This window comes from Sphingomonas sp. Leaf32, assembly GCF_001421765.1.
Taxonomy (GTDB): Bacteria; Pseudomonadota; Alphaproteobacteria; order Sphingomonadales; family Sphingomonadaceae; genus Sphingomonas.
In genome coordinates, this window is record NZ_LMLA01000001.1 from 97,603 (window position 1) to 119,845 (window position 22,243).

The 22,243-nt window shown below is 64.7% G+C and carries 14 protein-coding genes and 1 pseudogene; 8 read left to right on the forward strand and 7 right to left on the reverse strand.

What is annotated here, in order from left to right; translation table 11 throughout:
- The first annotated feature begins 38 nt into the window (after positions 1 to 38).
- The gene (locus ASE83_RS00510; protein WP_235515971.1) at positions 39 to 1,454 is read left to right on the forward strand and encodes a PepSY-associated TM helix domain-containing protein; all 1,416 of its coding nucleotides are present in this window, start codon (positions 39 to 41) and stop codon (positions 1,452 to 1,454) included.
- Positions 1,455 to 1,740: 286 nt separating this feature from the next.
- The gene (locus tag ASE83_RS00515) at positions 1,741 to 2,748 is read left to right on the forward strand and encodes a LacI family DNA-binding transcriptional regulator (RefSeq protein WP_055787369.1); all 1,008 of its coding nucleotides are present in this window, start codon (positions 1,741 to 1,743) and stop codon (positions 2,746 to 2,748) included.
- On the opposite strand, the gene ASE83_RS00520 is transcribed toward ASE83_RS00515, so the two are convergent.
- The 3 genes from ASE83_RS00520 to ASE83_RS00530 all read right to left on the reverse strand — a co-directional run bounded on the left by ASE83_RS00520 (position 2,720) and on the right by ASE83_RS00530 (position 7,418).
- Positions 2,720 to 3,925: an MFS transporter gene (locus ASE83_RS00520; protein ID WP_055787365.1), complete on the reverse strand. Its 1,206-nt coding sequence runs from the start codon at positions 3,923 to 3,925 to the stop codon at positions 2,720 to 2,722. The two genes, ASE83_RS00515 and ASE83_RS00520, sit on opposite strands and share 29 nt — an antisense overlap.
- A 14-nt stretch (positions 3,926 to 3,939) precedes the next feature.
- Positions 3,940 to 6,231: a TonB-dependent receptor gene (locus ASE83_RS00525; protein ID WP_055787362.1), complete on the reverse strand. Its 2,292-nt coding sequence runs from the start codon at positions 6,229 to 6,231 to the stop codon at positions 3,940 to 3,942.
- 98 nt (positions 6,232 to 6,329) lie between these two features.
- Positions 6,330 to 7,418 carry a Gfo/Idh/MocA family protein gene (locus ASE83_RS00530; RefSeq protein ID WP_055787359.1) on the reverse strand — a complete coding sequence of 363 codons (1,089 nt, stop codon included), beginning with the start codon at positions 7,416 to 7,418 and terminating at the stop codon, positions 6,330 to 6,332.
- Between the two features lie 254 nt (positions 7,419 to 7,672).
- Here ASE83_RS00530 and ASE83_RS18730 point away from each other — a divergent pair.
- A pseudogene (locus ASE83_RS18730) lies at positions 7,673 to 7,840 on the forward strand (aldo/keto reductase); the annotation flags it as partial.
- Between the two features lie 216 nt (positions 7,841 to 8,056).
- Positions 8,057 to 9,127 carry an LLM class flavin-dependent oxidoreductase gene (locus tag ASE83_RS00535; RefSeq protein ID WP_055787356.1) on the forward strand — a complete coding sequence of 357 codons (1,071 nt, stop codon included), beginning with the start codon at positions 8,057 to 8,059 and terminating at the stop codon, positions 9,125 to 9,127.
- Positions 9,128 to 9,341: 214 nt separating this feature from the next.
- Here the strand turns inward: ASE83_RS00535 and ASE83_RS00540 are convergent, their stop codons facing one another.
- The 3 genes from ASE83_RS00540 to ASE83_RS00550 form a co-directional block, all read right to left on the reverse strand.
- Positions 9,342 to 11,507, reverse strand: a complete 2,166-nt coding sequence (locus ASE83_RS00540) for a M3 family metallopeptidase (protein ID WP_235513177.1) — start codon at positions 11,505 to 11,507, stop codon at positions 9,342 to 9,344.
- A gap of 79 nt (positions 11,508 to 11,586) precedes the next feature.
- Positions 11,587 to 11,856, reverse strand: a complete 270-nt coding sequence (locus ASE83_RS00545; protein WP_055787353.1) for a hypothetical protein — start codon at positions 11,854 to 11,856, stop codon at positions 11,587 to 11,589.
- 57 nt (positions 11,857 to 11,913) lie between these two features.
- Positions 11,914 to 12,981 (reverse strand): ROK family transcriptional regulator, encoded by a 1,068-nt coding sequence (locus ASE83_RS00550; RefSeq protein WP_162236602.1) that lies wholly within the window; start codon positions 12,979 to 12,981, stop codon positions 11,914 to 11,916.
- Between the two features lie 200 nt (positions 12,982 to 13,181).
- Here ASE83_RS00550 and ASE83_RS00555 point away from each other — a divergent pair, with 200 nt between their 5' ends.
- The 3 genes from ASE83_RS00555 to ASE83_RS00565 are packed head-to-tail and all read left to right on the forward strand — an operon-like array spanning position 13,182 to position 17,939.
- Entirely contained in the window at positions 13,182 to 15,758 is a 2,577-nt protein-coding gene (locus ASE83_RS00555) for a TonB-dependent receptor (protein ID WP_055787348.1), read from the forward strand.
- Between the two features lie 4 nt (positions 15,759 to 15,762).
- Positions 15,763 to 17,016 carry a ComEC/Rec2 family competence protein gene (locus ASE83_RS00560; RefSeq protein ID WP_055787345.1) on the forward strand — a complete coding sequence of 418 codons (1,254 nt, stop codon included), beginning with the start codon at positions 15,763 to 15,765 and terminating at the stop codon, positions 17,014 to 17,016.
- A gap of 56 nt (positions 17,017 to 17,072) precedes the next feature.
- Positions 17,073 to 17,939, forward strand: a complete 867-nt coding sequence (locus tag ASE83_RS00565; protein ID WP_055787341.1) for a hypothetical protein — start codon at positions 17,073 to 17,075, stop codon at positions 17,937 to 17,939.
- A gap of 512 nt (positions 17,940 to 18,451) precedes the next feature.
- On the opposite strand, the gene ASE83_RS00570 is transcribed toward ASE83_RS00565, so the two are convergent.
- On the reverse strand, positions 18,452 to 18,940 hold the full coding sequence (locus ASE83_RS00570; RefSeq protein ID WP_055787338.1) for an Lrp/AsnC family transcriptional regulator: 489 nt from the start codon (positions 18,938 to 18,940) through the stop codon (positions 18,452 to 18,454).
- A 176-nt stretch (positions 18,941 to 19,116) separates the two neighbouring features.
- Here ASE83_RS00570 and ASE83_RS00575 point away from each other — a divergent pair, with 176 nt between their 5' ends.
- Positions 19,117 to 22,188 carry a TonB-dependent receptor plug domain-containing protein gene (locus ASE83_RS00575; protein ID WP_055787335.1) on the forward strand — a complete coding sequence of 1,024 codons (3,072 nt, stop codon included), beginning with the start codon at positions 19,117 to 19,119 and terminating at the stop codon, positions 22,186 to 22,188.
- The last annotated feature ends 55 nt before the right edge of the window (positions 22,189 to 22,243 follow it).

A 22,243-nucleotide genomic window follows, 5' to 3' on the forward strand; every position in this document is an offset into this window, starting at 1 on the left:
GGATGATGCGCGCACCATCGAACGATTTTACCCGCCGGATGCTGAGCGGCCATGGCTGGCTCGGCCTGATCTTCGGCGCCGTCCTGTACGTCATATGCCTGTCGGGAACGCTGATCGTGCTCGTCGACCAGGTCGGGCGATGGGAACGCCCGAATGCACCGGTCGTCCACGGAATGCCGATACCCGTATTGGCAACCGCGATCGACCGCGCCTTCGCTCGCGCACGGACCGAAGATCTCGATCATGACCTGATCGTCCGGATGCCGAGCGACGAATATCCTCGCATGAGCATTTTCGCGATCGGCGATCGTCGCAGCGTGGAATGGTCGGTCGATGCTGCCGGGCGCGTCGGCGACCCCATCGATCTGCCGTTCGTGAAGTTCGTACAGAGCCTCCACTTCGACCTGACCGCGCCCGGGCCGATCGGTCGTTATCTGGTCGGCATCTTCGGGACGCTGCTGCTCGCAAGCCTGGGAACCGGCATTCTGGCGCATCGTCGCATCTTCAAGGATGCCTTTCGTCTACGATGGGGCGGTTCGCAAAGGCGCAGCAACGCCGACCTGCACAACCGCATCGGCGTATGGGCGCTACCCTTCCACCTCGTCGTATCGCTGACCGGATCGCTGCTCGGCCTGTCCGGCCTCATCATCATGATCGTCGCGTTGATCGCCTATCGTGGGGACCAGCAAAAGGCGATCGCGTCGCTGTTGGGGCCGCAACCGACGGCCGATGCGCGACCGGCCCCCCTGCCCGACGTGGCGGCGATGATCGCACGCGTACGGCAGGACCTTCCCGGTGCAAGCGTGACGCAGGTCTTCTTCCACGAAGCCGGAAAAGCAGGGCAGATCGCCCAGATCGCCGTCGCGGCCCCCGGCCACCTTGCCCGCAACGAGACGTTTACGTTCGCCAGCGACGGACGGCTGCTTGCGAAAGCCGGGTTCACCGACGGCTCGCTGGGGATGCGCGTGTACGGGATGATAACGCCGCTCCACTACGGCACCTATGGCGGGTTTACCCTGAAGCTCATCTATGTGCTGCTTGGAACCGGGCTGACGCTGATCGTCGCGACCGGCGGAACGATCTGGCTGGCACGCAGGCGGGAACAGGGACGTCCGGCAACACGATTGGAGCGAGCATGGCCGGCCATCCTGTGGGGTCAACCCATGGCGATCCTGATGGCGGCGCTGGCAAGCCTTGCCGGCATTGCCGCCATGCCCGTTTTCTGGGGTACGACGATCGTCATGCTGGCGGTCTCACAGATTGTCAGACGGCCTGACGCAGTGCGTTTGACAGGTCGCGCCGCTACGATCCTGCTCTTCATTCTGGTCGCGTCGGTTCACATAATGGCGACACGGCCGCTTGATCCGATCGCCTGGATTATCGACCTGATATTGATAACCATCGCAGCATTTTTACTGCACAGGTGGCGAATAGACGGCAAAACCGCCGAATGAAGGTGCATTTCATCTGATTACGGACGCTCGATAGCGAGCCAATATTTCTAAATCTGCGCTCCCTCATTAGCTATTCTCGGGATCTATGATCCGCAATATAATTCCTCCTGCTTTAAGATTGGGTAGGTGCATCGCCCTGTCCACAAAATGATCCACCGAATTGCTCGATCACACGCAAGTCGTTCGACCGATACGTAAGTGTTGCCCGCAACAGCATAGCCTACGTATTTCGTTTGACCCGGATGGCCGAGCCGGTAGGCATTCCCGCCTGTCGAAGGGAAAACAGGTGCGCCCAAAGATCGATGACGTCGCGCGACTGGCGCAGGTGTCCATCAAGACCGTGTCGCGCGTTCTGAACAACGAACTGCGGGTGGCCGAGGACACTCGCGCACGGGTACATGCCGCCGTGGCAACGCTGAACTATCGTCCCAGCTTCGCCGCACGCTCGCTTGCCGGCCATCGCAGTTTCCAGATCGCGCTCGCCTGCGACAACCCCAGCCCATATTATGTCTACGAGATGCAGTCCGGCGTGCGCGACCGCTGCGTGGCGGAGGGGGTGCGCATGATCGCCCAGCCCTATGACCATGATTCCGATCAGCTGGCCGAAGATATCGAGAGCCTGGTTGCGACGTCGGGCGTCGACGGACTGATCTTGACGCCACCCGCCACCGACTATGCACAGGTGCTGGACCTGATCGCCCGCCACGACATCCGCTTCGTGCTGGTATCGCCGGGCAGCGCGCAGGACCTGACCGCATCGGTCTTCATCGACAATGCCGGCGCGGCGGCGGCGATGATGCGGCATCTGCTGGCGCTGGGACATCGGCGGATCGGCTTCATCTGCGGCCATGGCAGCTATGCTACGAGCGACCAGCGCCTCGCCGGCTATCGCAGCGCGCTGGACGATGCCGGTATCGCATTCGATCCCGCGCTGGTGCGGCCGGGCAACTACGACTTCGCGGCCGGCGTGGATGCGGGAGAGGCGCTGCTGGCCTTGGCGGCGCCGCCCACCGCGATCTTCGCGGCGAACGACGAGATGGCCGCCGGTATGCTGAGCGTCGCCCATCACCGGGGACTGTCGGTACCCAATGACCTCTCGATCGCCGGCTTCGGCGACGATGCGGTCGCCCGCTTCGTCTGGCCGCCGCTCACCACCATCCGGCAGCCGGTCCGCCGGATGGGCTATGAAGCCGCCGACCTGCTGCTCGCGCCTGACTTTCGCGCGGAACGCCGGGAGATTCCATTCGAACTGATCCGTCGCCAGTCTACCGGGCCGGCGCGATCCGGGGGATGAGCAGCTGGATGACGCCCAGCGCCGCCAGATAGCTGAACGCGCAGATCAGCAGCATCGGCGTATAGCCCCAGCCATGCCCCAGCGACCATGCCGACAGCTGGATCATGAAGATCGACCCCATGTTGCCGCAAAAGGCAGCGATGCCGATCGTCGACCCGACCGAACGCGCCGGCATGACATCGGTGGTCAGGGCGAAGACGTTGGTCGAGAATCCCTGATGCGCGAACAATCCCAATCCCAAAATCAGCGACGCGGTCCACGGACTTTGCAGCGACAGCACGACCGGCACCGGCAGGATCAGCAGCGCATACAGCAGCAGCGTCGACTTGCGCGCCCGATCCACGCTCCATCCGCGCGCGATCAACCGCGTCGGCAGCCATCCGCCGCTCAGCGCACCACAGGCGGCAAGGACATAGACGATGGCGACCGGCAGTCCCACTTGCCCCTGCGCCAGCCCGAACAGACGATGGAACAGGTCGGGCAGCCATGAGAGCATGAAGAACCAGACCTGATCCGACAGAACCTTGGCGATGGCGATCGCCAGCGTCCGCCGGTCGCGGAACAGCGCGCCCCAGCGGATCGGTGCCGAACCCTCCGTATCCGGCAGCGGCGGCGGCAATCGCACCCGGAACCACGCGACGACCCAGACCAGCCCCAGCCCGCCGGCGACGAGGAACGCCGCCCGCCATCCGAACGCGGCGGCAAGCGCAGGGATCGCCAGCGGGGTCAGGATCGCGCCGATATTCGGCGCGGTGTTGCCGATGCCGAGCGCGATCGATCGGTCCTTCTGCTTGAAATAGGTCGCGGCCGATTTGACCGCGCCCGGCGTCCCGATCGATTCCGCCGCGCCCAGCACGACCCGCGCACCGACGAACCCGGCCACGGTGGTCGCGAACGCATGTGCCATCCCCGCCACGCTCCACACCGCGACCCCGAGCGCGAAGCCGATGCGCAAGCCGACCCGGTCGATGAACCAGCCCGTGCCTAGGAACGCGATCGCCGCCGCGAACTGGAACGCGGAAACCATGTTCCCGTAATCCTGGTCCGACCAAGTGAACTCGACCTCCAGCGTGGGTTTCAGCAGCGCGAGAATCTGGCGGTCGACGTAATTCAGCATGATCGCGCAGAATACGAGGGTGACGACGACCCAGCGTCGGTTGCCGGCGGGTGCGGTCATGCGGCGGCCTCCGTTCAAAAGTTCAACCGCGCCGTGATGCCGGCATAACGATCCGCCTCGCGCGGGATGATGTAGCGATAGGCACCGCCCGGACCACTGCTCACGATCGACGCGGGGAAGCTGGTGTCGAGCAGGTTCTTGACGATCGCGATGATACGGAACCGGTCACGGGGATCGATGATCGCGACCGACAGGTTGACGAGGGTGTAGGCCGGGATTTCGGTCAGCGCCCGGATCGTCGCATTGGCATCGAACTGGCCGGCCTGTTTCGACTGGGTCGACACCTGCGTGCCGAAGCCGATATCGAGCACGCCACCGGTCCGCAGGCGATAATCGGCCGCAAGCGACCCCTTCCATGGAATCGCCGCGCCCAGCCGGGTGCCGTTGGGCACGACGCCGGTGACGACCCCGTTGGTCGGCAGCTTGAACTGATCGACCTTGGCATCGGTATAGGCGACGCCGCCCGAGATCGACAGGTCGCGTACCGGCTGCGCCACGAAATCGAGCTGCGCGCCCCTCGTCGACACTTCGCCCGCGTTGGTGAAGCGGGTGACGAGCACACCGGCGACCAGATCGGGCTTGTTCGCCTGATAATTGCGATATTTGGCGTACCATGCGGCGAGGTTCAGGACGAGCTTGCCGTCGAACAGCGTATTCTTCAGGCCCGCCTCGAAACTGTCCGCCGTTTCCGGCTCGATGACGTTGGTCGCAGGCGCGGTCAGGTTGAAGAAGACGTTGTACGCCGGCCCCTTATATCCGCGCGCATAGGTGCCGTAGACCATCGAATTGCGCGAGAGGTCGTATTGCAGGCCGGCCCTGCCCGACAGGTTGCGGCCCCGCGTATCGGCGGCGAACGGACCGAAGCTCGGGTTGATCCCCGGACCGGCCAGCACGGTCACGCGCTGGTGGAACACGTCCAGTTCGTCGACCGTGTAGCGCAGCCCGGCAATCGCCCGGAACCGCAGCGTGAAGTTCAGCGTCGCCTGGCCGAACGCCGCATAATTGACGAAGGTCGAACCAAAATCGGCGGTGCCGCTGGGCGTGGTCACGGTCACGCCGGGCGTGGTGCAGGGAACCAGCAAGCCGGCGGCCGGGGCTGGCGTCACCGTGCAGACGATATCGTTGCGGGTGAAGATGCGGTGTGAATAGGCACGCGAATAGAAGCCGCCGACGACATATTCGAGGAACTCCCCGGTCGGCGACGCGACGCGAACCTCCTGGCTGAAGGTATCGCCCGTCTGCGGCCCGACGTCGTGCAACTGGCCCAGCCCGACATAGGCGGCGGGCAGCCAGTCGCCGTCGCGGACCTCCTCGTTCCGCCACGACCGATACGCGGTGATCGCCGTCAGCACATGGCGCCCGATGCTCCAGTCGGCCTGTAACGAGAGACCCCAGCCTTCTTCGCTGGTGGCGGTGACGAGGTTCTGGTTGACCGTGCGCGAACGGTTGCCGTTAATGTCGGGCAACAGCGCCGCCGACAGGCCCGACGTCGGCTGCGTGCCGATCACTTCCGCACAGCAATCGTCGTCGCTGCGGCGATAATCACCGATCGCGGTCAGCGTCAGGTCCGGCGTCACATCGGCGACAACGATGCCGCGCACGCCCCAATGCTCATATCCGTTCACCCGCCGGCCGCCGCGCGCGAGGTTCCGAATATTGCCGTCCCAGCTACCATAGAAGCCCGTGATCCGGCTGCGGACCGCTTCACCGATCGGCAGGTCGAGCGCGGCGCGGGCGCGCCATTCGTCGCCGCCGGTGAAATAACTGGCCTCGGCAAAGCCACCCGGCGTCTTGCCCGGTCGGCGGGTCACGATGTTGATGACCCCCGCCGACGCATTCTTGCCGAACAGCGTGCCTTGCGGTCCGGGCAGCACTTCGATCCGGTCGATGTCGATCAGGTCGCTGAACGCTTCGCCCGCCCGGCTGTAGACGACGCCGTCGACCACCGTCGAAATCGACGGCTCGCCCGCGATCGAAAAGGTCGACGTGCCCACCCCGCGGAGGAACAGCGACTGGTTGAGCGTGGTGCCGGATTTACGAAAGTTCATCACCGGCACGAGATACTGGGCATTCTCCAGATTGACCCCGGCCTGCGCCGCCAGCACTTCGCCGCTGACCACCGACACCGCGATCGGCACGTCCTGCAACCGCTGTTCGCGCTTCTGCGCGGTCACGACGATATCGCCCGGCGCGGCTTCCCCGGCCGGTGCTTCCGGCCCGCGTGCCGATGGCTGCTCCTGCTGCGCCATGGCCGGTGTGGCAAGCACCGCCAGCGCCGTTCCCAGCAATAGCCGTCGTACCGTCATGCCCGATTCCCTTCCCTATCTCCCACTTGATAGGTAGGTTATCCTTATGTCTCGCGCTGTCACCCGGCAGATCGTCTTTCGGCAGGCAAAGCTGCGCTTCACTCGAACCCCAGCTCCGCCAGTTCCACCACCCGCTTCTCGCGCGCGCTGATCTCCGCCGCGGTCCCGATCGCGACCGCCATCAATCCGTCGTGCGCGGTTACTTCGACCGGCCCCTCGCCGCGCACCGCAGCAATGAATTTCTGATGCTGGTAGAATGTCGACCCGTGGTGGCTGCCCGCCGCCAGTGCGGCCGGATCGACGGGCACGACCCGCCGCTCGATCCGCTTGGGGGCGCCAAAGCCGGTGCGCGGGCTGAATGTCAGCACGCTGTCGGGAATGGTGACGTCGATCCGCGCGGCATCCCCGACTGCGGTGATTTCCTCCTGATTCGCCGCACCCTCGGCGAACATCGACAGGTCGAGCATCGCGCGCACCCCGTTCGCGAAATCGACGATGGTATAGCTGTTGTCGATGATATCGGGCCGCGCACCGCCATAACGTTCGTCCAGATGGTTCACGTCCATGCCCCCGGAGCAATAGACGCGCACCGCTTCCGCCCCGACGATCAGGTGCATCAGATCGAAGAAATGGCAGCATTTTTCCACCATCGTGCCCCCGGTGTTGCGGCTGAACCGGTTCCAGTCGCCGACCTTGTCGAGGAAGGGAAAGCGATGTTCGCGGATGGACAGCATCTGCAACCGCCCGATGCGCCCGGCATGGACCTGCGCGATGAGTTCGCTGGCGGGCGGCATGTAGCGATATTCCATCGCGGTCCAGAACGGGCGGGACGATCGCGCCGCCCGCTCGACGATCCAGCGTGCATCCGCGATCGTCGTGGCCAGCGGCTTTTCGCACAGGATCGCCACGTCCGCGTCGAACAGCGGCTCCAGCACGGCACGATGGGTATGGTTCGGACTGGCGACGATCACCGCATCCACCAGCCCACTGCGCGCAAGGGCGGCTCCGTCGGCAAATGCCCGGACGTCGGCGGCCCGTTCCCCCAACGCTTCCCGCGCCCATCCCAGCGATGTCGCGACCGGATCGGCGATCGCCGTCACCACCGCGCCGGGAGTAATCTCCAGGTTTCGAAGATGCTCGACCCCCATCATGCCGGTGCCGATCAATCCGTAACGTACTTGCTTCATGGCGTGGGCCGGTCCTATTCATGACAGCGATGTCGCAGCTCATCGTTACACCCGAACCTGTTCCGCTCGGCAAGGGCGGTATCCTAGAGCGGTTTCCGATCAGATTGGATCACCGGCACGGAGGCGATTTCGGTTTGGGGCGAGGCGAGAGGAGGCCGCGATGCAACTGCATCGTGGCCGACGAGCAACGCTGCCCCGAGCCGAAAGCGGCCCGTCGCGTCAGCGGTCGCCCGCAGGGCGATGACGGTGGTTCAATCTGGTCGGAAACCGCTCTAGTGTCCGCCATCGCGTGGGGCATGTGGCGTTTTGCCGGTGCAACGCCGCGCAACGCACAGGCATTGGTGGAAACCGCGCTCGATGCCGGAATCACGTTGTTCGACACCGCCGATGGTTTCGATGGCAATGGCGGCTTCGGCGATGCCTGCCGTGTCCCATGGACGCGTGCACGGTGAAACGCGGTGCTGGTCGCGGCACGCGACGCGCCGTTGCCGTGAAACGCATCGGGTGCGCGGCACGGGACTGGACGAACCCCTTACCCGCCACACAGGTCGCGCCATCGTCTGGCCGAACCGCGTGACGATGGATCGGCTCGCGGCGACCGGCAATTCCCATATCCTAACGGCAAAGGAACACCGCAAGTGAGCGATCCCTGCGAAATCAGCTGGTTCTCCGCCCTGTGCGACGACGATTACGAGTTTCTGGGCGTGCACGATCCCCGCTTGCGATCCAGTTGGGAGCATTGCCGCGATATCGTGTTGCAGGCCGAAGCGGGCGGCTACGACAACATCCTGCTGCCCTCGGGCTATGCGCTGGGCATCGATACCACCGCCTTCGCCGCCGCGATCGCGCCGATGCTGCGGCGACTGGCGCTGCTGACGGCGGTCCGCATCGGCGAAAGCTGGCCGCCGCAACTCGCCCGCCAGATCGCGACGATCGACCGGATGCTGGGCGGGCGGTTGAACATCAACATCATTTCCTCCGACCTCCCCGGCGAAACGCTGGCATCCGGCCCGCGCTATGCCCGTACCGTGGAGGCGATGCGCATCCTGCGCACGCTGCTGAACGGCGAGTCGCTCGATCACGATGGCACGTTCTGGAAGCTGAAACTCGATCCCCCGCGCCTCAGGACGGTGTCGGGCCGTGCGCCGCTGCTGTATTTCGGCGGACTTTCCCCCGACGCCCGCGACGCCGCCGCGCGGGAGTGCGACGTCTATCTGATGTGGCCCGACACGCGCGATAATGTCGCCGCGATCATCGCCGACATGACCGCCCGCGCCGCCAGCTATGGTCGTACCCTGCGGTTCGGCTACCGCGTCCACGTCGTGGTGCGCGAAAGCGAGGCGGCAGCCCGGACAGCGGCGGATCGCCTGCTGTCGCGGCTCGATGCCGCTCAGGGCGAGGCGATCCGGGCACGCTCGCTCGACGCGCGATCGGCCGGGGTCGCCGCGCAGACGTCGTTACGGGAAAGCGCGGGTCAGGACGGCTATGCCGAGGACAATCTGTGGACCGGGATCGGTCGTGCCCGATCGGGATGCGGCGCAGCGATCGTCGGCGATCCCGATCAGATACTCGCCAAGCTGCACATGTACCGCGACCTCGGCATCGACGCATTCATCCTGTCGGGCTATCCCCATCAGGCCGAGGCCGACCTGTTCGCCCGGCATGTATTGCCAAGGATCGATCACGCCCCGCTGAATTCGTGCTTCTGACGACGCCAATCACAGCGCCCTGCCTTCAGCCAACATGACCCCCTAGCGGTCATTCGTGGTTGAGAACGGGCATTCGAACTGCGGATTCTCGTTCACTCGAGCTGCCGAACGGAACGGTCGCAAGCATGATTGCCGACGCGGTGTCCCGGCATACCCCGGCAATCCGGTCGTGCCGCTGCCCGATCGTGCGCCGTTCACGATCGGGCATGTGCCATCAGCCGCCGGCCTTGACCTGCGCCGCACCGTCGCCCTCGATCCGCGATCCATCGGCGTTGAGGCCGAGGCCCTTCAGCAGCGGCGCCACCTGCGGATCGGCGCCGTTGAAATTACGGAACATCGGCGCGTAATCCTCGGTATGCCCCTTCGACAATATCATGTCGCGGAAGCGTTGACCGTTGGCGCGCGTCATCCCGCCATGCTGTTCGAACCAGTCGAACGCATTGGCGCTCAGCATCTTGGTCCAGCTATAGGCGTAATAGCCCGCCGAATAGCCGTTGCCCCAGATGTGAAGGAAATAGGCCGAGCGGTAGCGCGGCGGTACGTCGGTGACGTCGAGGCCGGTGGCGGCAAGCGCCTGCGTTTCGAACGCGTCGGGGTTCTGCTTGCCCTGCGCCGCGGTCAGCGAATGCCAGCTCATGTCCATCTCGGCCGCGGCCAGCGCCTCGCCGAACGAATAGCCCGAATTGAACGTGCCGGCCCGCTTGATCTTGTCGACCAATGCCTGCGGAATCACCTGGCCCGTGCGATAGTTGATCGCGTAATGCGGCAGCACCTTGGGATCGAGCGCCCAATGTTCGTTGAACTGCGACGGGAATTCGACGAAGTCGCGCGCGACGTTGGTGCCCGACACGCTGGGATAGGTCTGGTTGGCGAACAGGCCGTGCAGCGCGTGGCCGAATTCGTGGAACATCGTCGTGACGTCGTCGAAGCTGATGAGCGCGGGCTGCCCGGCCGCCGGCTTGGTGAAGTTGGCGACGTTATAGATCACCGGCTTGGTGCCGAGCAGCTTCGACTGGTTGACGAAGTTCGACATCCACGCGCCACCGTTCTTGTTGTCGCGCTTCCACAGATCGAAATACATCAGGCCGATGGACGTGCCGTCCGCCTCGCGGACCTCATAGACCATGACGTCGGGGTGATAGACCGGAATGTCGGTGCGGCGCTTGAACGTCACGCCGTATAGCTGGTTGGCGGCGTAGAACACGCCGTCGGTCAGGACCTTGTTGATTTCGAAATACGGTTTCAGTTCGTCCTGGTTCAGGTCGTATTTCGCCTTGCGGACCTGCTCGGAGTAAAAATCCCAGTCCCATGGCTTGAGCTGGAAATTCCCGCCCGTGGCCTTGATCCGTGCCTGAAGTTCGGCGGCCTCGCGGCGCTGCTCGGCGGCAACCGGGGTGCCGAGCTGCTGCATGAACCCCAGCGCAGTCTTCGGCGTCTTCGCCATCTGGTCCTGCAAGACATAATCGGCCCAGGTCGCAAAGCCGAGCAACTTCGCCTTCTGCGCGCGCAGCAGCGCGATGTCGGCGATCGTCGCACGTGTGTCGTTGGCATCGCCCTTCGCCGCGCGCGTCCAGCTCGCGTTGAACAGCGCTTCGCGTGTCGCCCGATCCTGCAGGGTCGCCAGCTCGGGCTGTTGCGTCGTGTTCTGGAGCGTCAGCACATATTTGCCGGCCAGCCCACGATCCTTGGCCGCGGCCGCGGCGGCGGCGATCTCGCCCTCCGACAGCCCGGCGAGCTTCGCCTTGTCGTAGACCACCAGCGCACCCGCCTTCGCGGCGGCAAGCAGCTTCTGCTGGAATGCGGTTTCCAGTGTCGACAGCTGGCTGTTGTAGCGGCTGAGCGTCACCTTGTCGGCCGGTGACAACTGCGCGCCGGCCCGCACCATCCCCTGATAGGTCAGTGTCAACACCTGCAATTGTTCGGCGTCGAGGCGCAGCGACTGGCGCTGGTCGTACAACGTCTTCACGCGCGCAAACAGCGCGGGGTCGAGGTTGATCGCATCCTGATGCGCTGCGAACGCGGGCGCCAGATCGGCCTGCGTCTTTTGCAGCGTGTCGTCGGTGTTCGCCCCGACCACACCAGAAAATGCCATGCTGGCCCGTTCGAGCAAGCGCCCCGACCGCTCCATCGCGGCGATCGTGTTCTCGAAGGTCGGCGCACTGCGCGCCCGCGTGATGGCGCTGATCTCCGCCCGTTGCGCCGCCATCCCGGCGAGCAGCGCGGGCTTGTAATCGGTGCTTTTGATCCGGTCGAACGGCGGGGCCTGGAACGGCAAGGTGCTGGCTTGCGCGAACGGATTGGAAGCGGGCAGCGGCGTTGCGGTCGTTGCTGCGGGCAGCGGCCCTTGCGCGAGCACGGTGGACGACATCAGCAGTAGCATGGCAGCAGAGGCAAGATGACGCATCGAAGGTCCCATCAAACGAGTATGGCTCGCGGTGTGCACCCGCCCCGCCACCGGATCAATGGGGTGACGTGCAGTCGATGTGGCGGCCGAAGGCGGCGAGCAGGTCAGGCGTTCGAGTGCAATCTGCCGTTTCGAGCCGTGAACCGCCGGCGTCCCAAGGGCGAGACGTATCGTCGTTGGAGAACGGCTGCCTGCCTTCCGTCAATGTGTCGCCGATCCTCACCGGCACTCGAAAGGCACGCTCGTAAGGCAGGATGCTTTCACCCTCGCCGGGCAGAGCGATGGCGCGGGTGAAGGTGAGACGGCGCGCCGCATAGTCGATCATCAGCAGATCATCGCCGAAGAACTCACGTCCAGGGGTGCGATGGCGGCTTTCTAACGGCTATGCCGGTTCCTGGTGCAGCAGGCTGAGAATAGGAACCGAAGCGGCACCGATCGCGCCTGCCCGCGCACCGAGCTTCGACGGAATGACGACCGGCGATTGTCCCGCAAAGCGCTGTGGCGATTCCTGCTGAGGCAATCCGGTCGCGGTGACGATGCGTTGCAGGAGCGGGGCGGGAAGCCGCCCGCCGACGACGATGAACGACGGATCGATGAAATTGGCGACATGACGCAGATAGGGCGCGAGCTGTCGTCCGGCGCGATCGCACCACTGCCCGATAACATCACCGTGTTCCTCGGCGATTTGCTCGAGCCGATCGAAATCGGTCGCATCGATGCCGCTGACGCGGAGCGTTTCCAGCAGATCCTGTCCCGAAGGCCGTGGCTGATCCAGCGGGAAAAAGGTGCCGAGCGGCCCCGCGTTGAAATGGGCACCGCGATACAGGCGGTTGTGCAGGAAAAGCCCGCCCCCGACGCCATGTCCGATATGGACGGCCATGAAATCGGAACAACCTTTGCCGGATCCGGCCAGGCGCTCACCCATCACGCAGGTCCGGCCGTCGTTCTCGACGAATATCCGCTCCGGGAAGCGGTTCTGGAACCAGGCACGGGCGTCGAGCCCGTCAAACGCCGGGAAGTAACGATGGGCTTGGAAAAGCCGCATATCGACCCGGAAGTCGCCGGGAAGGGCAAAGCCGATTCCCAGCAATTCCTGATCGCCGATACCGGCTTCCACACGGGCGGCGGCGATCGCATCGGCGGCACCTTGCGCGACGGCGTCCGGGGTCGGTTCCTGCAGAAAACGGCGCTGATAGGCGCGTTCGGTCCCGGTGATGTCGATGATCGCCGCATCGAGATAACCGTGCGAAAAGCTGATCCCGGCCGAGTATCCCGCTGCGCCGCGCACCGCGATCGGCCGGGCAGGTTGACCGCGTCCACCTTTGCGGGCCGGCCCCTCCTCCACCAGGCCGAAGCGGTCGAGGCTCGCCATCATTTGCGTGATCGCCGAGCGCGTCACCCCGATCCGATCCGCCAGTTCGGTACGGGATATGGGGCCGGTGTCCAGCATCACGCCCACCACGCGTCGGTCGGCTGGAGACAGGGACCAAAGTGAACGGGCCGTTTGCAACATGCGGAGTGGCTACCACGATCCCGCGCGCAACTCCAAAACATGATTAAGTTTAGTCGACTTAAATATTTCATGCTGCGAGGGTAGTGCACGCCCCGAAGCGACGCAGGGGAGCGTCGGACCGATCGAAGGGGACTGTCATGAATAATCTTGCAACGCGGATTGGCCTGCTCGCAGGCACGGTGCTGACCGCCATGCCCGCCTCGGCGCAGACGGCTCCTGCGCCGACACCGGCCGCCGAACAGGCCGAGGCAGCCGAGCCTTCTAACGACATCATCGTCTCCGGCCAGCGTCGGTTCAGTCGCGCGCCGCAGGACGCGAAGCGGTCCAACCTGGCGATGGTCGACAGCGTCGGCGCGCTGGAAATTCAGAAGCTGCCCGACCAGACGGTCGCCGATGCGCTGGCGCGCGTGCCGGGCGTGTCGCTTCAGCGCGGCTTCCAGTTCCAGAAGGGCTGGTATGCGACGATCCGCGGCCTCGACGGCAACTACAACAGCGTCGACCTCGACGGCGGCATGTTCTTCGATTCCACGCGCAACGACCGCGCCGTCTATCTCGACACGGTGCCGGCGATGGCGATCAACGAACTGGTCGTCACCAAGACGGTGACGCCGGATATGGACGCCAACTCGATCGGCGGCCATGTCTCGATCAATACGCTGCGATCCTTCGACCTGGGCGGCGCGGCCGTGACCAAGGGGGATTTCGGCCTCAACCTGTTCGACAAGGGCGGCGCGCCCGACGGCCACGGTCCGGGCAAGATCGGCAATATCGTCGTCAAGCGGACCTTTGCGAACGGTGATTTCGGCTTCGTCGGCGCGGCGTCGTGGCATGACGATCGCTACAGCCAGACCTACAACAATACGTCCGCCTATGTCGTCCGGAACGGCATCGACGTGCCGACCAGCGCGCTCCAGCGCGGCGATTTCGACATTCACGACAAGGGCTACAGCCTGCTCGGCAAGCTGGAGGCGCGTTCGGCCGATCGCTTCTACGGCTTCGTCGAAGGCACCTATTTCAACAGCGACATCGTTCAGAACAATTATCGCGGCGGGACCACCGTCAACGCGGCCAATGTGACCACCACCGCAGAGGGACGCGGCAGCTTCACCGGCGCGAGTGCGCAAGCCTATAGCCGGGTCTATTCGATCTCGCGCGAACTCATGACCGCGACCGCAGGCGGCGAGTTCAAGGTCGGCGACACCTCCAAGCTCAAGGCCGTCGCCTCGATCGAGAAATCGAACCATGACGAGACGCTGGAAAACGGTGCGATCTATACCTTCGGGGGTCTGGCCGGCACCTATGCGATCGGCAAAGATCAGGTCGATCTTGCGCTCAATCCCGCTACCGGCCTGTCGAACCCGGCGAACTGGTCGGCCAACCCGGCGTCCGCCGCCGTCGTCACCCATCTGCCGATGACGGACAAGGTCTATACCGCGCGGGCGGACTATAACTTCAACAGCTTCCCGTTCAGTAAAGGGGTGGGCCTGTCGACCGGGGTCAACTGGCGTCGCCTGCACCGCGTCTTCAACCAGTCGGCCGATAACTACACGCTTCCGACCGGCAGCGCCTACACGCTAGACAAGGTGCTGGTCGATGGTGGCAAGGGCTCCGTCTTCGACGGTCAGGGCATCGTCTATGTCGACCACGATGCCTATTGGAACTTCGTCCGGACCAACGGCACCAACAATCGTACGACGTCGCGCACGGGCAGTTTCGACCTGACCGAAGACGTGTTCGCGGGCTATGGCGCGGTGCATTACAACAGCGATGTCGTCCACGCGCTCGCCGGCGTCCGCTATGAAAAGACCGCGTTCGACAACACGACCGCCACGCTGCGGGGTGGCGTTGCGACGCCGGTCAGCTTCCACCGCAGCTACGACTATTTCCTGCCGAACGCGCAGGTGTCGGTCGACGTGCTGCCGGTGCTGCGGCTGAAGGCGGCCTATACCGAGACGATCGCACGGCCGACCTTCACGACTTTCGCGCAGGGGCTGACGATCAACAATTTCAGCAGCCTCAACGTGCTGATCCGTGGCAGCAACCCGAACCTGAAGGCGCGGCATTCGAAGAACTACGATATCGCGGTCGAATCCTATCTGTCGCACGGTTTCTTCTCGGCCGGCCTGTTCCGCAAGAATATCGACGGGGAAATCTATTTCCTGACGACGACCACCAACGATCCGGCGACGGGCGTCGCGTCGCAGCTGTCGACGCCGTACAATGCCGCCAACTCGAAGGTAACTGGCCTCGAGCTAAACGCGGAATGGCGCGATTTCACCGCGCTGACGCCGATGCTCGACGGCTTCACGCTCCGTGCCAACTACACCCGGCTGTGGGGCAGGCTCGGCGTGCTCAATGCGGATGGAACGGGTCGCACGATCGGCGCGCTCAACCAGCAGCCGACCTATATCGCCAATGCGATGGCGGTGTACGACAAGGGTCCCTTCACCGGCTCGCTGTCTTATGCCCGGCGTGGCCAGGCGTTCAACGGCGGTGTCGGCGCCACGTCCGCCGGCGATACCTATATCCAAGGCTATGACAGCCTCGACGCCCGCATCGCCGTGCGCCCGGTTACGCGCATCGAGGTCTTCGTCGCCGCGCGCAACCTGACGAACAGCTGGTGGCGTGAGGTGACGGGTGTGAACCGCAACCAGCTCCTGACCGCGATCCAGTCGGGTCGGTCCTACACGGTCGGTGCCCAGTTCCGGTTCTGATCCTGTGCTGACGCTTTCACGCCATCTGTTCGTCGCGGCATTCGTCGGATCGGCCTTCGCCGGTCCGGCGGGCGCCGCGACATCGCACCTGCTGGCGCCCTGGACGCCGGGAACACTCGACATCCATCACATCCAGACCGGGCGTGGCAATGCGACCTTCATCGTTGCGCCCGATGGCACGACGGTCCTGATCGATGCCGGCGACCTCGATCCGACGGATATCGAGGTCGCCAATGCGCCACTTGCGCTTGCGCCGGCCATGCCCGACGCCAGCCTGCGGCCCGGGCAATGGATCGCGCGCTATATCCGGCAGACCGCCCCTGCCGGGCATCCGCGCATCGACTATGCGATCATAACGCATTTCCACGCCGACCATTTCGGCGCGATCGTGCCGGACAGTCCCTGGTCCGCGACGCACGCCTATCGACTGACGGGGATCACCGACGTCGGCGACGTGTTGCCGATCGGTACGCTCATCGACCGTATCCAGCCCGGCGACCCGTTGCCACAGGACGATGCGAGCATCCGCAACTATCGGGCTTTCGCCCGCTATTTGCGGGATCGGCGCGGCACGCTTCTTGCGCCGTTGGCGATCGGCCGGACCGACCAGATCGCCCTTGCACGACCGCAGGCGTATCCGGGCTTCGCGATCCTCGGGGTCAAGGCCGGGTCCCGCGTCATGGACGGACATGGCGGGACCACCGCCGCCTTCGCGCCCGGCCGGGCGCGCAATGCAGATGGCAGCGCACAGGAAAACCCGCTCAGCATCGCGCTCAAGCTATCCTATGGACGGTTCGATTATTATGTGGGCGGCGACAATACCGGTTTGAACGAACCCTATGCCCCCGACGCGATCGACAGCGAAACGGCGATCGCGCCGCAGGTCGGCGTGGTCGATGCGATGGCGCTCGACCATCACGGCAATCGTGACAGCACCAACGCGGGGTTTCTCGCGACGCTGCAGCCGCGCGTGCTGGTCGAGCAGGTCTACACCACCGATCAGCCGGGCGGCGAGGTCGTCCACCGCATCGCGTCGCAGGCAATTTACGCCGGCAAGCGCGACCTTTTCGCGACCTGGACCTTCGACGCGACACGCACCGCGCTGGGTCCGATCTTCGATCGAACGCTAACCGCAAGCGGCGGCCATGTGCTGATCCGTGTCGCGCCGGGCGGTGCCAGCTACCGGGTGATGCTGCTCGACGCGCGTTCCAGGACGCCGCAGGTCCTGCGTACCTTCGGCCCCTATCAAAGTCGCTGATCGACCAAAGGTCATCACAAGTGTCCGCTCGAGCCGCATCGAACCCGTTGCGGGTCATGATGACCTGCTATCATACGGTCCAGATCGGCAAGACGATCCTGTGGGTCGCAGCGGACCTGATCGCCTTCTATGTGCTGGCGACGATCAAGCATCTGCCGGCGCAGGACATCGTGCTGGTGCTGATGGGCGGCCTTGCCTGGCACGCGATCAGCGGCCTGGCGGTCGGGCAATGGCTGGAGCGTCGCGGCGGTAACGGACATGGCATCGCCATCGTTGCCGGTGCGGCGGCGCCCATCGCCTGCGCTGCTTTCGTGACGTCCCTGCTGCTAGCCGATGGTCATCCCTGGACAGCGCTGGCGGCGATGATGGTCAGTCGCAGCGCCTATGCGCTGTTTTCGACTGGCCCTGATCCGACGCATGGGGCGGCTGGGACGGCCAACCGTGCGCATCGTCGGAACCCGCATCTGTGGGGACAGATCGTGTCCCTCCTGCTCGGCCTGGGACTTGCGCCGTGGCTGGAGCCGGCAACGACGAATGGAGCGCTCGCCGTGCTCCTGTTGCATTTCTGTGCGACGCTGATGGTTGCGACTACCAACAAGGTTTCGCTGGCGCTGATCGCGCCGGGCGCGGCGCTCGCTACGCTGTCTGCCGGAAGGATTCTCGCCTCGATCCCGATGCCGGCACGCTGGCGCGAGCAGCACGCAGGGCGCAAGCTCGTCGGCTCGACGCTGATCCTGTTGGCGGCGATCCTATTGCTGCCGGCGCGGCCCGGACCCGTGACACTGTTCGCCTTAGGGCTCGCCAGTGGCTGGATCAACATCATGACTTGGGTCTGGCTTGGCCATGCCACCGACCACCCGCGCCCGTTCGGCTTGGCTGCGATGATTGACAGACGTGCCGGGCACGACGCTCCGCCGCGTTAGCGGAGTGGCAAGTCCTCGCGATCTGAAGCCGCCGCACTCGAAGACCGGCCTGCATCGTGTAGAGAGCGGTTCGCGTCGGACTCGATGTTTTGTGACCAGTGCAGGCGTCTATAGACGCGCAAACTGCTCCGCTGGCGCTACTCATGCCGGCGTGGAAGGCTCTGTTTTGGCAGAACGGTGCGACCAGACCGCAGGAGTGGCTGGTTGGACCCAATGCACGAAACCGCTGCGCGGCAGTGGCGTTCTGGTGATGGTCGGCAGGTGAAGTAAGGGCGGGGTCAACCCCGCCCATTGCTGGTCCAACCCGGCAGCGAACGCTGCCGGAGTAGCGTAGCCGCGAAACGAATGTGACGCTCGGCGTTGTTGCCGTCTACGCAGACGTCAGTATCAGACAGGATCGGCAACCTACAGCTTCGCATAAATGTGGCGCGAGCTGGGTATCAAGGATCTACGACAGTAACCCGTCGACGCCTTCCGCGAGCTCGTGCCCCCAAATGTTGTGAAACAGCTTCTCAATACTTGATCGCGGACGGTGGCGTGGCCCGGTCCAGCACCCGCCGCAGGACGAACGAGCTGCGTATCTTCGCGACATTCGGCAGGATCGATAGTTCCTGACGATAGGTTTCGTCATAATCTTCCAACGAGGTGACGTGAACCAGCGCCAGGAAATCGACGTCGCCCGAAACGAACCAGCATTTGGAAACCGCGGCGCAGCGCTGGATCGCCTGCTCGAACTCCCCGATCGCCCGGTCGGATTGCGAGGATAGCTCGATCTGGACGAGGATCAGCAATCCATACCCGATACGTTGCAGGTTGATGTCGGCGGAATAGCCGGCGATCACGCCGCTTTCCTCCATTTGCCGGCGGCGGCGCGCGACGGCATTGCTCGACAGCCCGGCTTCCTCGCCGATCGCGACATCGCTCGACCGCCCCTGCGACGAAAGCAAACGCAGGATGCGATAATCGATTCGATCGAGATCAGCTACGTCGGTTTTCGTCATCCGATCATCCTTTTGCTACGATATCGTGCGCCGATAGGTCATTTTCGGGGAAAGATTGGTGAGAACCCCCGCATGTTTGGTGTTAGCAATTGCACAACGGAATCCGAAAGAGATTCCGCACCGCCAAAACGGCATCACGCAGGGGTGAAAGCAGTCATGAAGCTGGGGGCTACATCATGCGCTATCATACCGGAGTATCGTCGCTCGTTCTTGTCATCGCGCTGATCCACGGCACCGCCGCATCCGCGCAAACCACGCCGAAGCGCAGCGCGCAAAGCGCAGCGCCCGATCCCGTATCGGCCGACGCGGCACCGCTGCCCGGGACCGATCCGGTCGCGCCGGGCACCGACGACGACGCCATCGTCGTCACCGGATCGCGATTGCCGTCCGAATTCTCGCTGACCGCGCCGGTGCAGGTGATCCGCGCCGACAGCGCGGCCAATGCCGGGCTGGCCACCGCCGCGGAAATGGTCGCGCGATCGACGGCGGCGCTGGGCACGCAACAGGTCAACAACCAGATGGCGGCGACCGGGGCCGGCGGCATGGTCGTCAGCGGCGGTGCGAACGTCAGCACCATATCGCTGCGCAACCTGTCGGCGATCCGCACCCTGACCCTGCTGAACGGACAGCGCATCGCGCCGTCGGGCACCGGCAGCCAGGTCGCGCCGGTCGATTACAACGTCATCCCGGCGATCGCGCTCGACCGGGTCGAGGTGCTGACCACCGGCGCATCGTCGGTCTATGGATCGGACGCGATCGCGGGCGTCGTCAACGCGATCACCCGCAAGGGCGGCAACGGGCTGGAGATCGGCGGCTTCGGCCGCGTGTCGCAGGCGGGCGGCGGCGAGTATCTGAACGCCAACGCCTATTGGGGCCGCAACTACGAAAATTTCTATGCGTCGCTGGCGGTCGAATATGACCGGCAATACGAACTGAACCTGAAGGACCGGGCGGAAACCGCCTGCGCGCAGGAATTCGTCTATTCCCCGACCAGCGGCGAGCGCGTCGATGCCCGCGACCGGTCGGGCAAGTTCCGCTGCTACAACCACAATCCGACCGGCATCTTCTTCGATCCCTATTGGTATGGCGGCAGCTTCACGCTCGATCCGGGCCGGGCGAACGGCCCCTATCCCGCCGCCGCGCTGAACCTGCAATCGCTCGCCAATCCCGCGACCGCGCCGCTGCGCGACTGGGTACGCACCAACCGCGCCGGCTTCCCCGACACCTTCGCCTATTCACCCAACACCAGCCGCGCCTATGACGAAGCGGATTCGATCTCGCCGTACAGCCGGCTCAACGCGTTCTTCTCGGCCGGGTTCGACGTTGCGGGGCACAGCGAATTCTATCTGACCGGCCTCTATTCGCACCGTGAATCGACGTCCAACAGCTGGTATTTCCTCTATCCGCTGCTGGCGGCGACCAATCCCAACAACAGCGTCGGAGCGGCGCTGTTCGCCGCCAGCGGCGGCAATTCGCCCGGCGTCGTCGGGCCGCAGGTCGTGCGCCCGTTCCGCGCCGAACAGCGTGTCGACTTCGCCCAGGCCAGCTTCGGCCTGCGCGGTACCTTTACCGGCGGCGCGCTCAAAGGCTGGCGCTACGACGCCAATGCCCGGGTCGGCCTGTCGCGCGGCACCTATGGCCAGACCTTCTATTATCAGGACCGGCTGAACGCGGCGACCGCACCGGGCACCGCGTGCGACGCGCGCCAGATCACCATTTCCGGCCCGACGTCGTGCGTATCGATCCCGTGGCTGACCAAGCGGTTCCTCGTCGACCAGAACTGGAGCGATGCCGAACGCAACTTCCTCGAAGGCTATGAGGAAGGCCATACCCGCTACGACCAGTTCGCGCTGGAGGCGAGCCTGTCGGGTACGCTGTTCACGCTGCCCGCCGGCAACGTTGCGCTCGCGGTCGGCGGCACGGTCAGGACCGACGATCTCGACGACACGCCGGGCTACAACGCGCGCAACCAGAATTACTTCGCCTTCTCCACCGCCGGGCGCACGGCGGGGTCGGACACGGTGCGCGAAGTGTATGGCGAACTGGGCGTGCCGCTGCTCGCCGGTCTGCCACTGATCCGCAGCCTGCAAGTGACCGCATCGGGCCGCTATACCGATTACAGCTCCTATGGATCGAACGGTACCTACCGGGTGGCGGGCGCGTGGGAGGTGGTGAAGCCGATCGCGCTGCGCGCCTCCTATGGCACGTCGTTCCGCGCGCCGACGATCTACGAACTCAACCTTGCCGACCAGACGTCGTTCTTCGGCTATACCGATCCGTGCCAGCGTTATGGCGAAGGGGCCAACGCGACCGTCGCCGCCAATTGCCGCGCCGATGGCTTCGCCCCCGACTTCACCCCCGCCAACATCACCTCGATCCGCGGGGTAAGCGGCGGTGGCGCGGGCAATCTGAAGGCGGAGACGTCGACCAGCCTCAACATTGGCATGGTGGTGCGCCCCGGTTTCGCCGGATTGCAGCTCGCGGTCGATTATTACGACATCCGCGTGCGCAACCAGGTGACGACCTTCGGCGTGTCGAACATCATCAGTAGCTGTTACCGGCTGAGCGGCCCCGAGCGGCAGACCTTTTGTTCGCAGATCACCCGCGACCCGACGACGCGCGCGATCACCGAAGTGTCGAACCGCTATCTGAACCTTTCCGAACAGCGCGCGCGCGGTATCGACGTGGCGCTGCAACTCGCGGTGCCGCTGCCCGGCGAGGTCCGGCTGGGCTTCGAACTGCGCGGCACCCGCGCGCTCGAAACTTCGGTCACGCGCGACGCGCTGAGCGCGAAACTGGAGCGCAACGGCCTGTCGGGCTTCCCCGAACTCAGCGGCTATGCGGAGGCGAACCTGAGCTGGCGCAAGCTGAGCTGGTTCGTCGGCGCGAACTATATCGGGAAGGTCGACGACACCCGCTACTGGGCGGACGAGGAAGCGTTCGTTCCCGGCACCAACCATTTCCGCTTCTACGGCGCCTATTCGGGCCGCAACGTCTATGGCAATTCCAACGACTTCGCCGAAGTGGTCGAGAAGCTGTCGGTGCCGGCCTATGTCACCGCCTACACCTCGCTGCGCGCGCAGGTGCTGGAACGCACCAACCTGCAGATCGGCGTGACCAACCTGTTCGACCGGCGGCCGGCGGTGATCGGTCCCGATGCCTTCACCTATCGCATCGGATCGGTCGCGGGGAACCAGTACAACCTGACCGGCCGGTCGTTCTTCGTCCGGTTGAAGCAGGGCTTCTGATCCGCGGGGGACCGGGCGTGGCAACGCGCCCGGTCCCTTGCCAGTACCACGTTTC

Bases quoted from the DNA above. Each gene is read 5' to 3' on its own strand.
- ASE83_RS00510 (WP_235515971.1), top strand. From the start codon at position 39: ATGCTGAGCGGCCATGGCTGGCTCGGCCTGATCTTCGGCGCCGTCCTG.
- ASE83_RS00520 (WP_055787365.1), bottom strand. From the start codon at position 3,925: ATGACCGCACCCGCCGGCAACCGACGCTGGGTCGTCGTCACCCTCGTA.
- ASE83_RS00525 (WP_055787362.1), bottom strand. From the start codon at position 6,231: ATGACGGTACGACGGCTATTGCTGGGAACGGCGCTGGCGGTGCTTGCC.
- ASE83_RS00530 (WP_055787359.1), bottom strand. From the start codon at position 7,418: ATGAAGCAAGTACGTTACGGATTGATCGGCACCGGCATGATGGGGGTC.
- ASE83_RS00540 (WP_235513177.1), bottom strand. From the start codon at position 11,507: ATGCTACTGCTGATGTCGTCCACCGTGCTCGCGCAAGGGCCGCTGCCC.
- ASE83_RS00545 (WP_055787353.1), bottom strand. From the start codon at position 11,856: ATGATCGACTATGCGGCGCGCCGTCTCACCTTCACCCGCGCCATCGCT.
- ASE83_RS00550 (WP_162236602.1), bottom strand. From the start codon at position 12,981: ATGCTGGACACCGGCCCCATATCCCGTACCGAACTGGCGGATCGGATC.
- ASE83_RS00555 (WP_055787348.1), top strand. From the start codon at position 13,182: ATGAATAATCTTGCAACGCGGATTGGCCTGCTCGCAGGCACGGTGCTG.
- ASE83_RS00565 (WP_055787341.1), top strand. From the start codon at position 17,073: ATGATGACCTGCTATCATACGGTCCAGATCGGCAAGACGATCCTGTGG.
- ASE83_RS00570 (WP_055787338.1), bottom strand. From the start codon at position 18,940: ATGACGAAAACCGACGTAGCTGATCTCGATCGAATCGATTATCGCATC.
- ASE83_RS00575 (WP_055787335.1), top strand. From the start codon at position 19,117: ATGCGCTATCATACCGGAGTATCGTCGCTCGTTCTTGTCATCGCGCTG.